15 protein-coding genes and 1 riboswitch are annotated in these 13,986 nt (G+C 72.9%); of the genes, 11 read left to right on the top strand and 4 right to left on the bottom strand.

Annotated features, from left to right (window positions below):
• The coding region (locus E4P40_RS12485; RefSeq protein ID WP_135158908.1) for a sensor histidine kinase at nt 1-1,687 on the top strand (1,687 nt) is incomplete at its 5' end.
• Nucleotides 1,684-2,328 (top strand): response regulator transcription factor, encoded by a 645-nt coding sequence (locus E4P40_RS12480; RefSeq protein ID WP_135158907.1) that lies wholly within the window; start codon nt 1,684-1,686, stop codon nt 2,326-2,328. The genes E4P40_RS12485 and E4P40_RS12480, both read left to right, overlap by 4 nt.
• A 40-nt stretch (nt 2,329-2,368) precedes the next feature.
• On the opposite strand, the gene E4P40_RS12475 is transcribed toward E4P40_RS12480, so the two are convergent.
• The gene (locus tag E4P40_RS12475) at nt 2,369-2,899 is read right to left on the bottom strand and encodes an NlpC/P60 family protein (RefSeq protein WP_135158906.1); all 531 of its coding nucleotides are present in this window, start codon (nt 2,897-2,899) and stop codon (nt 2,369-2,371) included.
• A 15-nt stretch (nt 2,900-2,914) separates the two neighbouring features.
• Nucleotides 2,915-3,071, bottom strand: a riboswitch (cyclic di-AMP (ydaO/yuaA leader).
• 427 nt (nt 3,072-3,498) lie between these two features.
• Between E4P40_RS12475 and E4P40_RS12470 the strand changes: the two genes are divergently transcribed.
• Nucleotides 3,499-4,704, top strand: coding sequence for an HNH endonuclease signature motif containing protein (locus tag E4P40_RS12470; RefSeq protein ID WP_135158905.1), 1,206 nt, complete (start codon nt 3,499-3,501; stop codon nt 4,702-4,704).
• 111 nt (nt 4,705-4,815) lie between these two features.
• A complete protein-coding gene (locus E4P40_RS28095) occupies nt 4,816-4,968 on the top strand; it encodes a hypothetical protein (protein WP_167762212.1) in 153 nt (50 codons plus the stop codon).
• A gap of 68 nt (nt 4,969-5,036) precedes the next feature.
• On the opposite strand, the gene E4P40_RS12465 is transcribed toward E4P40_RS28095, so the two are convergent.
• Both E4P40_RS12465 and E4P40_RS12460 read right to left on the bottom strand, forming a co-directional pair.
• A complete protein-coding gene (locus E4P40_RS12465; protein ID WP_135158904.1) occupies nt 5,037-5,822 on the bottom strand; it encodes a hypothetical protein in 786 nt (261 codons plus the stop codon).
• Nucleotides 5,819-6,757 carry an ABC transporter ATP-binding protein gene (locus tag E4P40_RS12460; protein WP_135158903.1) on the bottom strand — a complete coding sequence of 313 codons (939 nt, stop codon included), beginning with the start codon at nt 6,755-6,757 and terminating at the stop codon, nt 5,819-5,821. The genes E4P40_RS12465 and E4P40_RS12460 overlap by 4 nt, the downstream gene beginning before the upstream one ends.
• A gap of 168 nt (nt 6,758-6,925) precedes the next feature.
• On the opposite strand from E4P40_RS12460, the gene E4P40_RS12455 reads away from it, so the two are divergent.
• The 5 genes from E4P40_RS12455 (at nt 6,926) to E4P40_RS12435 (ending at nt 10,855) form a co-directional block, all read left to right on the top strand.
• On the top strand, nt 6,926-8,203 hold the full coding sequence (locus tag E4P40_RS12455; protein WP_167762211.1) for a sensor domain-containing protein: 1,278 nt from the start codon (nt 6,926-6,928) through the stop codon (nt 8,201-8,203).
• Nucleotides 8,200-8,847 (top strand): response regulator transcription factor, encoded by a 648-nt coding sequence (locus E4P40_RS12450; RefSeq protein ID WP_135158901.1) that lies wholly within the window; start codon nt 8,200-8,202, stop codon nt 8,845-8,847. The genes E4P40_RS12455 and E4P40_RS12450 overlap by 4 nt, the downstream gene beginning before the upstream one ends.
• Before the next feature lie 46 nt (nt 8,848-8,893).
• The gene (locus tag E4P40_RS12445) at nt 8,894-9,085 is read left to right on the top strand and encodes a hypothetical protein (protein WP_135158900.1); all 192 of its coding nucleotides are present in this window, start codon (nt 8,894-8,896) and stop codon (nt 9,083-9,085) included.
• A 19-nt stretch (nt 9,086-9,104) separates the two neighbouring features.
• A complete protein-coding gene (locus E4P40_RS12440) occupies nt 9,105-10,052 on the top strand; it encodes a D-2-hydroxyacid dehydrogenase family protein (protein ID WP_135158899.1) in 948 nt (315 codons plus the stop codon).
• Nucleotides 10,053-10,318: 266 nt separating this feature from the next.
• On the top strand, nt 10,319-10,855 hold the full coding sequence (locus tag E4P40_RS12435) for a hypothetical protein (protein ID WP_135158898.1): 537 nt from the start codon (nt 10,319-10,321) through the stop codon (nt 10,853-10,855).
• A 54-nt stretch (nt 10,856-10,909) separates the two neighbouring features.
• On the opposite strand, the gene E4P40_RS12430 is transcribed toward E4P40_RS12435, so the two are convergent.
• Complete coding sequence (locus E4P40_RS12430) at nt 10,910-11,341, bottom strand: ATP-binding protein (RefSeq protein ID WP_135158897.1); 432 nt, start codon at nt 11,339-11,341, stop codon at nt 10,910-10,912.
• Nucleotides 11,342-11,415: 74 nt separating this feature from the next.
• Here E4P40_RS12430 and E4P40_RS12425 point away from each other — a divergent pair, with 74 nt between their 5' ends.
• On the top strand, nt 11,416-11,781 hold the full coding sequence (locus tag E4P40_RS12425) for an STAS domain-containing protein (protein ID WP_167762210.1): 366 nt from the start codon (nt 11,416-11,418) through the stop codon (nt 11,779-11,781).
• Between the two features lie 10 nt (nt 11,782-11,791).
• Nucleotides 11,792-13,984: a SpoIIE family protein phosphatase gene (locus E4P40_RS12420; protein WP_135158895.1), complete on the top strand. Its 2,193-nt coding sequence runs from the start codon at nt 11,792-11,794 to the stop codon at nt 13,982-13,984.
• Nucleotides 13,985-13,986 lie beyond the last annotated feature (2 nt).

The following is a 13,986-nucleotide window of genomic DNA, read 5'->3' as shown; positions in this document are numbered from 1 at the left end:
GGTCTTCCGGATCGCCGCCTGGCTGACCCTCTGGACCTGGGTGCCGTCGTTCGTCTCCTTCGTCACCCTGCTGCCGCTGATCTTCCCGGACGGCCGGCTGCTGTCCCGCCGCTGGCGCCCGGTCGCGATCGCCGCGGTCGCCGTGATCGCCACGATGTCGCTGGTCACCGCCTTCACCGACATCCAGCCCGAGGGCGACCAGCCGGCGAATCCCCTGGCGATCGCAGTGGCCGTGTGGTTCCTGGACGGCGTCCAGACCCTGCTCGACCCAGTACTGCCGGCGCTCGCCGTGCTCGGCCTGGCCAGCCTCGTGCTGCGGTTCCGCCGTGCCGATCAGCAGGGACGGCGGCAGATCGCGTGGGTCGGCTACGCGCTGGCGCTGGCGGTGCTGGCGTCGTTCGTCGCCCCGGCGCCGGTCAACGTCGCGGTCACCCTCGCCGTGCCGGTCGCCATCGGCATCGCCGTCGTGCACTACCGGTTGTTCGGCATCGACGTCGTCCTCAACCGCACGCTGGTCGGGACGGCGCTGCTGGCGTGCTCGGCCCTCGTCTACGTCGCCGTGGTCGGCTGGCTGGGCGGTCTGACGCAGACCTCGGACACGGCCGTCGGCTTCGCCGGGGCCGTGGCCGTCGCCGCCGTCTTCCACCCGCTGTACGTGCGCGTGCAGCGCGGCGTCGACCGGCTGCTGCACGGCCTGCGCGGCGACCCGTACCGGGTGCTCGGCCGGATCACCGAGATCCTCCGGACGGCGGGGTCGCCGCGCACCGCGCTCCAGCAGGCCGTTGCCGCGATCGCCACCGACCTCAAGCTGCCGGCCGTCACGGTGCAGGTCGACCGGCCCGACGCGCTGCCGGTGGTCGAGTCCGTCGGAGACCCGGCTCGCGCGGTGCACGCCGTCCCCCTGCGCTGGCACGACGGCGTCGTCGGGAAGCTCCGCGTCGCTCCCCGCACCCGCACCGACCGGCTCGATGCGGTCGATGAGTCGCTGCTCGCCGACGTCGCCGGTCAACTGGCCGCGGTCGGGTTCGCGCTGCGGATGGCCACCGACCTCGAGCGGTCCCGCGACCGGCTGGTCACCGCCCGCGAGGAGGAACGCCGGCGCATCCGCCGCGACCTGCACGACGGGCTCGGGCCGCAGCTGGCCGCCGCGGTGATGGCCCTGGACGTCGCCACCCGGGCACTGGGGGAGGGGCGCGCGGCGTCGCTCGTCGGCACCGCCCGCGACCAGCTGCAGGAGTCGGTCGGCGACGTCCGTCGGATCGTGCACGACCTGCGGCCGCCGGCTCTGGACGACCTCGGCCTGCTCGGCGCCCTGCAGGCCACCGGGCCGGGGCTGCTGGCGGGGGAAGGCGCGATCACTGTCGACGGCGACGGCTCCCTCGACGGGCTGCCGGCCGCGGTCGAGGTGGCGGCGTTCCGGATCACTCAGGAGGCAATGACCAACGCCGTCCGGCACTCCGGCGCCTCATCGATCGCCGTCCGGCTGACCGGGAGCCCGGACGCCGTCGGCATCGAGGTCGTCGACGACGGCGCCGGCCTGCCGGACGACGTCCCGGCCGGGTTGGGCCTGCAGTCGATGCGTGACCGGGCTGCGGAGCTCGGCGGCAGCTGCTCCATCGGCCCGGCGCCCGGCGGCGGCACCCGGGTCACCGCCGTCCTGCCGCTCGACCCCGAGGGAGCTCCGTGACCCGCGTCGTGATCGCCGACGACCACCCCGCCTTCCGCGCCGGTCTGCGCGTGCTGCTGCAGGACAGCGGGCTGGACGTCGTCGCCGAGGCCGCCGACGGGCCGTCCGCCGTCGACGCCGTGCTGGAGACCCACCCGGACGTCGCACTGCTCGACCTGCAGATGCCCGGGCTGACCGGTGTGGAGGTGACGCGGCGGCTGGCCGAGGTCGCGCCGCAGACCCGCGTGCTCGTGCTGACCATGATCGAGAGCGACGAGACGGTGATCGCCGCGATCCGCGCCGGGGCCTGGGGCTACCTGCTCAAGGGTGCCGGCCAGGCGGAGATCGAGCGTGCGGTGCGCGCGGTCGCCGACGGGCAGGCGGTGTACGGCGCGGGCATCGCCGAGCGGGTGCGCGGGTTCTTCGCCGCACGGAGCGACGCCGTCGTCCCTCCGTTGCCGCAGCTGTCCGAGCGGGAGCGGGAGGTGCTGCGGCTGGCGGCAGAAGGGCGGCCGAACGCCGAGATCGCCCGCCGGCTCTACCTGTCGGAGAAGACGGTCCGCAACCACGTGTCGAGCATCTTCACCAAGCTCGGCGTGAACGACCGGGCGCAGGCGGTGGCCCGGGCACGGGATGCCGGGCTAGGTGCACCGGACGCCTGAGTGTCCCGGCCGCCTGAGGACGGCCGGGACACCGTGCAACTCAGACGACGCGGCGCGCGCTGTTGTACCCCCGCATCGAGTCGACGGGCACGACGGCCACCGGCTTGCCGTAGGTGGAGGAGTGCACCATCAGCCCGTTGCCGATGTACATGCCGACGTGGCCGACCGGGCTGTAGTAGAAGACCAGGTCACCCGGCTGCAGATTCGCCTTGGCGACGGGCACGCCCGCCGTCGACTGCGCCTTGGAGGTGCGAGGGATGGACACACCGGCTGCCTTGTAGGCCGAGAAGGTGAGCCCCGAGCAGTCGTAGCCACCCGGCCCCGTCCCACCCCAGGCGTAAGGCTTGCCCTGCTGGGCGAGTGCGGTGTCGACGGCGACCTGCGCGGCGGAGCTCGGGGCCGCGACCGGCGCGGCCGCCACGGCGACCGGCGCCAATGCGGCGGGTGCGGCAGCGCCGGCGTCGGCCGAGGCCGTCACCGGAGTGAGCGCGATCCCCGCCCCTGTGAACAGGGCGAGAGCTGCTCCGCGGATGGAACGACGGCGGTACGTGGACGTGCGGGTAGTCGTCATGGACGACGGGTTCTCCTGTTCTCCATCAACCGCCTACCGAGTTAGCTGACGGGTTCGGGCGTGAAGATCGCCCGGCGCGACCGGCGGAGCCGGCCACGCTTCACCCCATGACTGCGGTGGGTCCCCGGTCCGGCGCCGGAAGAGTCCGGTGCCGGTTCGGCGGTGTCCGGGCGGGTGTCACCAGGTGCGGTGACGACGGGGCCTCGACCGGACGGCGACGACGCTAGAACCGTCCCCGGCCGGTCACATCCCGGCCGACAGGCGCCTCGGACGCCGCCGGGGGAGTAGGGCGGGGAAGGCGACTCGCGAGCCGACCACGACCTACGTCGCCGACAGCTCCGGCGCCTCTCGGCTCGTGCGACGGAGCGCAACCGGATGCTTACTTCGTCAGGGCGGCGTGGCGGTACGCAGAGTCCACGGTCGACACGCCGCAGCAGAGAGAGCGCCTCACCGAGATTCGAAGGAAGGACTGTCCGGGCTGTTCGTGTCCAGGCGAGACGAAGATCTGTGGACGGCGGTCTGACCTGGGGATTCGTGCTGCGCGCCTCAGCTTGCAGGGCTACTCTTCGTACAAGCGTTCGAGTAGTCGGGAGGTGGTCATGGGCGAGTTGCAGTCCGCGCTCGACGCTCTGGCCACCGAAGACGTCCATGCCTTGACCGCGCGTCAGCAGCTCGACGGGATCAGGCAGCTGCTCGAGCTGAGGAACCGGATCGACGCCCAGCTGACCCGCCGCGTCCGGACGGCGGAACTGCAGCAGGCGCCTGAGGACGACGGGCAGAAGTCCATGCGGTCGTGGCTGCGTGGCCACGGCCGGCTCAGCAGTGCCGCCGCGGGCCAGCTGGTCCGCAACGGACGCGCTCTCGACCACCTGCCGGAACTCGCCTCCGCCTTCGCCGAGGGTGCCATGACGGCGGAACAGGTCACGGTGGTCGCGCCCGTCGCCAAGGAGAGCCGGCGAGCGGCCGCGTTCCAGCAGGGCATCGACCTCGCCGAGATCGACCGCACTCTCGCCGCCGTCGCAGCCGAGCACCGGATCGAGCAGCTGTCACGGGTGGTGCACCACTACCTGTCCCGGCTCGACCCCGACGGCCCTGAGCCCGACCCCACCGACGACCGGTCGCTGACCCTCTCGACTCTCTCCGACGGCACCGTGGTCGTGCGTGGCCAGCTCGACGCAGTCGGCGGGGAGAAACTGAAGACCGCCCTCGAGTCCGTCGTGCACGCCGACCGGCCGAAGGGCGACGAGCGTTCACGCGCCCAGCAGACCGCCGACGCGATCGTGCAGCTGGCCGACAATCAGCTCGCCTCCGGAAACCTGCCCTTCCTGCGGACGGTCAAGCCGAACGTCGTCGTCACCATCCCGGCGGACGATCTGTTCGATCCGGCCACCGCGCCGGCCGCGGCCACGACAGCCTTCGGCAGCCTGGTCTCGGCGGCGAAGGCGCGGATGCTCGCCTGCGACGGCAGCATCACCCCGATCACGATCGACGAGCACGGCATGCCGCTGAACATGGGCCGCACGAAGCGGGTGTCGCCGCCGCACCTGCGCAAGGCGGTCGAGCTGCGCGACGAGACCTGCGTGTTCGCCGGCTGCGGCGCCCCGAAGTACTACTGCGACGTCCACCACCTGGTGCACTGGATCTTCGGCGGGGAGACCTCGCTCGAGAACTCGGCACTGCTGTGCGAGCGGCACCATACGAAGGTGCACCACGGATTCTCAGTCGAACGAGATCCCGACGGCCGATGGCGGACCTTCCGCCCCGACGGCACGGAGATCCTGATCGCGCAGCCCCTGCTCGTCTGACCACTCATCGAGCCCGGCAGGAGCACCCGACCGGGTGCCGTCGGGAGGTCGGGGGTTGATCGGCATGATCGGTGGGCACCCACCCGAGCAATCGAACAGAAGGAGGCGAACATGGCAGGCATGCTCAGGAAGCTCATCGCGTCCGGCGTCGCGGCGAAGGTTCTCCAGGAAGCCCGCAAGCCGCAGAACCAGGCCAAGATCAAGAAGATGATCGCGGACTTCCAGAACAAGCAGAAGGGCGGGCAGACCGGTCGGAAGTACTGACCGCACCGCCTGACCCACGACAGCGCCCCCTCCCCGAAGCCCGGGAGGGGGCGCTGTCGCGTCAGGAGCTATCCGGCGTCCCGGCGCAGCAGTGACCAACCGCCCGCCGCCAGCGCCGCCCCCGACCAGCCGACCAGCAGCGCCGTCGCCTGACCCGCCGTCATTTCCGGCTCCCCGAGCAGCATCCAGACCGCACCCGAGCCCGGCAGCAGCTCCCCGAGGTCGGCCATCCACTGCACACCGAACGCGGGCAGCAGGAACGGCAGCACGAGCTGCAGCAGGAACACCGTCGCCAGCGCGCCGGCGGTACTCCGCAGCAGCAGACCCACACCCACCGCCAGCGCGCTCCCGGCGGCGAGCACGGCGGCGATCCGGCCGAGGCTGTCGGCCGCGTCGGCGAGCGACAGCGTCAGGTCGGGGTCGATCAGCAACGCAAGGACGTCGGCGACCAGGGCGAGCAGAACCCCGACTCCCGTGACCACCACGACCGGCACGACCACCCGCGCGGCGAGCAGCACCCCGCGGCGCGGCGACCACTGCAGGGTCGGGCCGATCGCCCGGCTCGCGTACTCCTGCGTGACCGCGAGCAGCGCCAGCACCAGTAGGGGGAACTGCCCCAGCATCACCCCGAACTCGCCGGCGAACGTCGAAGGGATCGGGTTACTCGGGCTCACCGGCCCCATCGCCTCGTCGGCCGCGGCGATGGCGCCCAGCCCCACGATGGCGACGGTGGCGGCCAGCAGGCACAGCCACGTCGTCCGCACGGTCCGCAGCCGGAGCCACTCGGCGGCCGCGGCACGGCCGAACACGGTCAGCGTCCCCGGCTCCTGAACCCGCACAGCCACGGCGGTCATGCCCGCACCTGCCCGACGAGGTCGGGCGTGGTCGACACCCGGTACTGGACGCTGTCGCCGGTGAGGTCCAGGTAGACCTGCTCGAGCGAGCTGTGCTCCTCGGCCAGCCGGTGCACCGCCACGCCCACCTCCAGCGCGACGTCGCCCACGGTCTCGGGCGTCGCGCCCTCGACCAGCAGGTCACCGTCGTCGGTGGGATGCACCCGCAGGCGCCGGCGCAGCAGCGCACCGGCCAGCTCGTCGGTGGACGGCGTCCGCACCCGCACCCGCCGGCTCGCGCCCTCGCCGCGCATCACCTCCTGCATCGAGGCGTCGGCGATCAGCCGGCCGCGGCCGATGATCACCAGGTGGTCGGCGGTCTGCTCCATCTCGCTCATCAGGTGGCTCGACAGCAGCACCGTGCGCCCCTCCTCGGCCAGCTCGCGCACTAGGTGCCGGATCCACCGGACGCCGTCGAGGTCCAGCCCGTTCATCGGCTCGTCGAACAGCAGGACGGCGGGGTCGCCCAGCAGCGCGGCCGCGATGCCGAGCCGCTGGCGCATGCCGAGGGAGTAGCCCCGCACCCGCCGCTTCGCCGCGGAGCCGAGCCCCACCTGGTCGACGACCTCGTCCACCCGACGCCGCGGGATGCCGTGCGTGCGGGCGGCCACCCGCAGGTGGTCTCGACCGCTGCGCCCAGGGTGCACCGCCTGCGCGTCGAGCAGTGCACCGGCCACGCGCAGCGGCTCGCCGAGCGCACCGAACGGCCGGCCGCCCACCAGCGCGGTGCCGGAGGTCGGCCGGTCGAGGCCGAGGATCATCCGCATCGTGGTCGACTTGCCCGCGCCGTTGGGCCCGAGGAAGCCGGTCACCTTGCCCGGCGCGACGTCGAAGGTCAGGTCGTCGACGGCGCGGACGGCGCCGTACTGCTTGGTCAGCCCGCGCACCTCGATCATGGTCGGGGGCCAGAACGGCAGAGGGAGAAGGTCATGACCCAGAGCCTGTCGGGGGAGATGACCCGTGCGGATCACCCCGCAGCGCCGACTTCGGTCCCCCACGTGGGGGAGGGGGAGAGCGCACTGACGGGGGAATCGGCCGGCCGGTCCGTCGGTCAGGATCGACCCATGCCGTCGACGACCGCCCCGCGCGCAACCGCCGAGCTCGCCGTCAAGGTGCGCGCCCTGCTCGCCGCCGCCCGCCCCGGTTGGCCCGGGCGGGCGCTCTACGCACTGGCGTCGCTGCCGCTCGGCGCGCTGTATCTCACCCTGTACGCCGGGCTGCTCATGTCGGTGGTCGCGGTGATCTACGGCGTCGGCGTGCTGCTCATCCTGCTCGTGCTGGGGGTCACCCGCGGGTTCGCCGGCATGGAGCGCCGGCTGGCCCGCGAGCTGCTCGGCGTCGACATCCCCGAGGGCGAGCGGGTGCGCGACCAGCGTGGCGTCGTCCGGCGACTGCGGCGGCTGGTGTTCGCGGCCGACACCTGGCGGGCACTGGGCTGGCTGGGCGCCCGCGGGCTCCTGGGGCTGGCCACGTTCGCCACCCTGTTCTTCGGCGGCGCCGCCTTCGTCGCGCTGGGGTGGGTCCGATGGAATCCGCTCACCGCCATTCCGCTGCTGGCGCTCATGGGCCTCGTCGTCGTCCTGACCGTGGCGGTGCTCGACCTGTTGGTCAGGCTGTCCGCCTCGGTGGCGCCCCGACTGCTCGGCGCCGCGCCCGAGCAGCGGATCGCCGCCCTGGAGCACAGCTCCCGCCGGCTGGCCGACCGCAACAAGCTCGCCCGCGACCTGCACGACACGATCGGGCACGCGCTGACCGCGAGCCTGCTGCAGGCCACCGCCGCGCGCCGCACGCTGGCGCCGAAGGACGACCGGCCGGTGCAGTCCGACTTCGCCCGCCAGGCCCTCGAGCACATCGAGACCAACACCCGCACTGCCCTGGCCGAGCTCGACCGGGTGCTCGCCGTGCTCCGCGCCGAGGACGGCGGCCGCGACCCGGCCCCGTTCGCCGCGCCCTCGCTCGCCGACCTCGAGGACCTGCTCGCCGGTCTCCGGGACGGCGGCCTGCCGGTCGCGCTCGTGGTGGACGGCGACGTCGACGACGTCCCCGCCGGGGTGCAGGAGCTGGCCTACCGGGTGGTCCAGGAGGGGACGACGAACGTGCTGCGCCATGCCGGGACACCGCTGACTGTCGCGCAGGTGGTCCGCAGCGGCGACACCCTCGTCGTCCGCGTGTGCAACGAGCGGGCCTCGCAGTTCGACAGCCGGCCCGGGCCCGGTGGCGGCCGCGGGCTGGCCGGCCTGCGTGAGCGGGCGGCGGCCGCGGGCGGCACGCTCAGCGCCGAGCCCTCGCCGTCCGGCGGCTTCGAGCTGTGCGCGACCCTGCCGCTGTCGGGCGCCGCGTGACGCTGCGGTTGCTGCTCGTCGACGACGACGTGCTCGTGCGGTCGGGGCTGCGGGTGATCCTGGAGAGCGAGCCCGACCTGACCGTGGTGGGTGACGCCGGCACAGGGCGCGAGGCGCTGGCGGAGGCGTCGCGGACCGATCCGGACGTCGTCCTCATGGACGTGCGGATGCCCGACATGGACGGCATCGCGGCGACCGCGGAGCTGGTGGCCCGTGATCCGCAGCGTCCGCGGGTGCTGGTCCTGACCACGTTCGAGGACGACGACTACCTGTACCGGTCGCTGCAGGCGGGGGCGAGCGGGTTCGCGCTGAAGCGGTCCGATCCCGACGAGCTGGTCGACGCGATCCGGGTCGTCGCGCGGGGGACCTCGCTGGTGCTGCCGGACATCACCCGCCGGCTCATCGCCTCGCACGCGCCGTCGCGGGCACGGGGTGCGGGTGCGCTGCCCGAGCTGACCGGCCGCGAGGCCGACGTCCTGCGGCTGGTCGCCGGCGGGTTGTCCAACGCCGAGATCGCCACCGAGCTGTACCTCAGCCGCGAGACGGTGAAGACGCACGTCAGCAGCGTGCTGCTCAAGCTGGGCGCGCGGGACCGCACCCAGGCCGTCATCGCCGCCTACGAGAGCGGGTTCATGACGGCGTGAGCCTCCGACGCCCTACGGTTCGGGCCGCCCGAAGCTCCTCACCAAGGTGGACCACGCCGCGAAGACCGAGGAGAAGCTGCTCGGCGGGCTGGGCGTCACCCTTGCCGCTACCGCCGAGCACTTCGTCGTCGTCGACGCCACGGGCCCGCTGATGGACGGCGCGGAGGACCGGGCGCGCCGCTGGGGTCAGGGGCTCGGCGAGCTCGTCGCCGCCCGGCCGGCCAACGCGAGCGGCTGACCTGTAGTAGACCGGGCAGATGCCGCGCATCGCCGTCCTCGACGACTACCAGTCCGTCGCCAAAGACTTCTGCGACTGGTCGCAGGTCCCGGACGCCGAGGTGGTCGAGTTCCACGACCACCTGGTCGACGAGGACGCCGTGGCCGAGCGGCTCCAGCCCTTCGACGTCGTGATCGCCATGCGCGAGCGCACGGAGTTCCGGCGTTCGCTGCTCGAGCGACTGCCGAACCTGCGGCTGCTCGTCACCACGGGCATGCGCAACAAGTCCATCGACCTCGACGCGGCGACAGCCCTCGGCATCCCGGTCTGCGGCACCGCCGTCAGCTCCATCAGCACCGCCGAGCTCACGTGGGGGCTGATCCTCGCCGTCGCCCGGCACATCCCGCAGGAGGACGCCTCCGTCCGCGCCGGCGGCTGGCAGCAGACCGTCGGGATGGATCTCGCGGGCGCCCGACTCGGCGTCGTCGGCCTCGGCCGGCTCGGCAGCCAGATCGCCCCCATCGGGCTGGCCTTCGGCATGGACGTCGTCGCGTGGAGCCAGAACCTCACCGACGAGCGCGCCGCCGAGGTGGGGGTCCGGCGGGTCGAGCGGGACGAGCTGTTCGCGACGTCCGACGTGGTGACCGTCCACCTGCTGCTGTCCAAGCGCACTCGGGGGCTGATCGGCGCGGACGACATCGCGCTGATGAAGCACACGGCGATCCTGATCAACACGTCCCGCGGCCCGATCGTCGAGCAGCAGGCGCTCCTCGACGCGCTGCACCAGGGCACGATCCGTGGCGCCGGGCTCGACGTCTATGACCAGGAGCCGCTGCCCCTGGACCACCCGCTGCGGTCAGCGCCGCGCACCGTGCTTACGCCGCACCTGGGCTACGTCACCCGCAACACCTACGAGACCTTCTACCGCGAGGCCGTCGAGGACGTGGCCGCCTACCTCGCAGGCGCCCCTCTGCGCGTCCTCGCATGACCTGAACGCTCCCGCCTCCTCGTGTATGGCTGCCGGCCTTCAACGAGTGCCCGCAGGAACTTCTTCGGTAAAGCGCACCCCACCGATGTGCCGCGCCTGGTAGTCAGGGGGGCCTTTCCGAGACACAATCGGGCGCTGCTGGGGTGACAGGACGGCGGTGAATCATGGCGCACAAGGCAAGTCTCCTCATCGCAGCCGGCGTGGCGCTCGGAGGGTGTAGTAGCCCTCCCGAAGCGCAATCGCCGCCCGCCGCGACACTCCCGTCCGTGGAGACGGCGAGCCCGTCCGAGGCATCCGATCAGCCTCAACAGGGAGACCCCGAGATCAACGAGCGCGGCAACGCCGAGGTGTCTCTGGGGCAGGCACTGCCGTTAACCGCCCCAGGTGGCGACACCCTGGGCACGTTCACGGTCGACAGGATCGACGTCATTCCGCTGCCCTGTCCCACCGACAACGAGTTTCAGGAGAGCGTGCCGCAGAACGGCCACTTCATCCGGGTGGACATTCGGGCTGCAACCGGACCCGCAGACCCGAGCGTGACCGTTCAGGCGAGCATCAGCTCGACCAACTTCCGCTACATCAAGGCTGACGGCGTGACGTTCGGCAACACCGACATGGGTACCTTCCCGGCATTCAGCTGCCTGCCTCAGGAGCAGCAATTCCCTTCAGGTGGGCTCGGCCCGGGTCAGCAGTTCGTCGGGTCGATCGTCTTGGATGTTCCTGACACCGACGGGATCTTGATATTCCTTCCGAGCGGCGGCTTCGCCGTTGGTCAAGAGTTGGGTTACGAGTTCCAGCTCTAGCCGGACAGGAAGCCGGCGACGCGGCATGCCTTGCAGGGCGGAAGGCCGACGGGGTCAGCCGGGGCTGAGGAGACGCAGTTTCGGCTCGTCGACCAGGCGCTTCTCGAGGATCACGCGGTGCCCGCCGTCCTCGTCGGCGCGGAAGTCGAGCCGGTCGACCAGCGCCCGCATGAGGAGCAGCCCGCGACCGCCGTCCAGCGGGTTCCGCGGGGGCTCGGCGGCCACCTGCTCGAAGTCGAACCCGTGGCCCTGGTCCAGCACGCTGATCCGGCACAGCTGGTCGTCGATGTCGACGTCCACCTGGTACTCCTCGTGCTCCCCGGCATGCTGCACGACGTTCGCGCACGCCTCGGTCAGCGCGAGCACGATCTCGTCGATCCGGATGCGGGTCACCTCGAGGTGCTCCAGCGCCTGGCGGAGCAGCCCACGCACCAGCGGCACGCTCTGCGCGTCCACCGGAAGGCGGACGGTGAAGGCGATGTTCACGGCACCTCAATCATCGGGGAACCGGTGCCATTACCCTCGTACCAGCGATTCGCCGTCGACGAGGGAGCCGATTCGTGCTGTTCGACGTGGAGCGAACGTCCATAGCCGGCCGTCCGGCACTCACCGTACGGGGTGAGCTCGACCTCGCCACGGCTCCCAGGCTCGCCGCCGCCGTGGATCAGGAACTCGCCGCCGGCCCGACTGCCCTCGTCATCGACCTGAGCCCGACGATCTTCCTGGACTCCTCCGGCGCCCGGCAGCTGGTGCTCGCTGCCCGGGGAGCCAAGGAAGCCGGCGTCGAGCTGCACGTGATCTGCCCGCGGAAGAACAGCGCCGTCCGGCTGACCATCGACCTGCTCGACCTCGCCGCCCTTGTGCCGATCGTCGACTCCGCCGCCGAGCTCTCGCCCGGTCTGACCCGGCACGACGGCCGCCCGTAGCGTCGGGCCGGTGACCGCATCCCCGGCCGGAACCGACGAGGCGCTGCTGCGCTGCGCGGACGAGCCGATCGCCGTCCCGGGCGCGATCCAGCCGCACGGCGTGCTGCTCGCGGCCACCGAGCCGGACCTGACCGTCGTCCTCACCTCGGCGAACGCGGCCGAGCTGTTCGGTGGCGACGTCACCGGCCGGTCCCTGGACGACGTCCTGGGAACCGACGTCCGGGACGGGCTGGCCGGCGACCTGGCCGAGGTCAACCCGCTCCGGGTCCGGATCGCAGGCCGGGACGTCGACGTCGTCCTCCACCGGGCCGACGGGCTCCTGATCGCCGAGCTCGAGCCGGTGCAGGGCGCCGAGCAGGCCGGGGCCGCGTGGCACCGCCGGCTGCCGATGGTGCTGCAGCGCCTCTCGGCGGCCGCGACCCTCGACGAGCTCACCGCGGTCCTCGCCCGCGACGTCCGCAGCCTCACCGGCTTCGACCGCGTGATGGTCTACCGCTTCGACGCCGACTGGAACGGCGAGGTCGTCGCCGAGGACCGCCGCGCCGACCTCGAGCCCTTCTTCGGCCTCCGCTACCCGGCGAGCGACATCCCCGCCCAGGCCCGCGCGCTCTACGCCACCAACTGGCTGCGCCTGATCCCCGACGCCACCTACCGGCCGGTGCCGCTCGAACCGCCGATGCACCCCCTCACCGGCCGCCCGCTCGACCTGTCCGGCGCGATGCTGCGCAGCGTCTCGCCGGTGCACCTGGAGTACCTCGCCAACATGGGCGTCATCGCCTCCATGTCGATCTCGCTGATCGACCGCGGGAAGCTCTGGGGCCTCATCGCCTGCCACCACTACGCCGGCCCGCACCGGCCGTCCTACACCGACCGCACCGCCGCGGAGTTCCTCGGCCGGACGGCGTCCCTGCTCCTGCACACCACGGTGGCAGCGGGGGAGCAGAGCGGCGTGGTCGAGGTCGCGCACCGCCAGGCGCAGCTCGCCGCCGCCGTCGGCCGGAGCCCGCGCGGACTGGCCGACACGCTCTCCGACGGCGACGTCACCGCCCTCGACCTGCTCCCGGCCGCGGGCGTCGCGATGCGGATCAACGGCCAGCTGCGGCTGCTGGGGGAGACGCCGCCCGCCGAGCGGGTCCTGCCGCTGGTGCGCGCCCTGCTCGCCGCCGGCACACCGGTCACCGACGCCGCCTCCCGTGTCGTCCCCGAGGCCGCCGACCTCGCCGACACCGCCAGCGGCGTGCTCGCCGTCGAGGTCGCCGGCGGGCGCGAGGACTTCCTCGCCTGGTTCCGCCCGGAGGCGCTGCGCGAGGTGACCTGGGCCGGGAACCCGCACACGTCCAAGATCGCCGAGACCTCCGCCGGCCCGCGGCTCAGCCCACGGCAGTCGTTCGACAGCTGGAGCGAGACGGTGCGGCAGACCTCGCGACCCTGGCGGGAGCACGAGATCGCCGCCGCCCGCGCGCTGGCCGCCGACCTCGCCGGGGCGGCGCTGAGCAGGGCGGAGGACGACAGCCGGCTGGTCGCCGCGCTGCAGCGCACCCTGCTGCTCGAGGAACTGCCCGACATCCCCGCCGTCGCGCTCGCCGCCCGCTACGTCCCCGGTGAGGACGACGTCGTCGGCGGCGACTGGTACGACCTCGTGCCGCTGCCCGGGGGGCGGGTGTCGATCGTGCTCGGGGACGTCGCCGGGCACGGCCTCGCCGCCGCGGCCATCACCGCCCAGCTCCGGCACGCCCTGCGCGCCCACCTCCTGCGCGCCTCCGGTCCGGCCGCCGCCCTCGAGGGCCTCAACGAGGTCATCGCGGCGCTGCTCCCCGGCGAGATGGCGACCGCCGTCGTCGCCCAGCTCGACCCCGCGACGGGCGAGGTCGTCGTCGCCAGCGCCGGCCACCTGCCCGTCCTGCACGCCTCGTCGGGAACGGCGGCGTTCGTGATGGACGGCCGTGGCCCGGCCCTGGGGGTGCTGCCCGATGCCGCCTACCGCGAGACGCGGGTCCAGCTCGACGGCGACGACCGGCTGCTGCTCTTCAGCGACGGGCTGATCGAGCGCCGCCGGGTGGACCTCGCCGCCAGCCTGGAGTCGCTGCGTGAGGTCGTCGGCACCGGGCCGGCCGGTCCGCAGGAGCTGCTGGACGACGTCCTGACCCGGCTGAACCCGCCGGGTTCGGACGACGTGACGCTGGTCGCCGTCGCCCGCACCTGACC

The organism is Blastococcus sp. CT_GayMR20 (assembly GCF_004570345.1).
The sequence above is the reverse complement of the archived record's forward strand: the minus strand, read 5'-3'. Positions and strand labels throughout refer to the sequence as shown.

Excerpts from the sequence above, each read along its gene's own strand:
- E4P40_RS12475 (WP_135158906.1), bottom strand. The coding sequence starts at position 2,899 with ATGACGACTACCCGCACGTCCACGTACCGCCGTCGTTCCATCCGCGGA.
- E4P40_RS12470 (WP_135158905.1), top strand. The coding sequence starts at position 3,499 with ATGGGCGAGTTGCAGTCCGCGCTCGACGCTCTGGCCACCGAAGACGTC.
- E4P40_RS28095 (WP_167762212.1), top strand. The coding sequence starts at position 4,816 with ATGGCAGGCATGCTCAGGAAGCTCATCGCGTCCGGCGTCGCGGCGAAG.
- E4P40_RS12465 (WP_135158904.1), bottom strand. The coding sequence starts at position 5,822 with ATGACCGCCGTGGCTGTGCGGGTTCAGGAGCCGGGGACGCTGACCGTG.
- E4P40_RS12460 (WP_135158903.1), bottom strand. The coding sequence starts at position 6,757 with ATGATCGAGGTGCGCGGGCTGACCAAGCAGTACGGCGCCGTCCGCGCC.
- E4P40_RS12455 (WP_167762211.1), top strand. The coding sequence starts at position 6,926 with ATGCCGTCGACGACCGCCCCGCGCGCAACCGCCGAGCTCGCCGTCAAG.
- E4P40_RS12440 (WP_135158899.1), top strand. The coding sequence starts at position 9,105 with ATGCCGCGCATCGCCGTCCTCGACGACTACCAGTCCGTCGCCAAAGAC.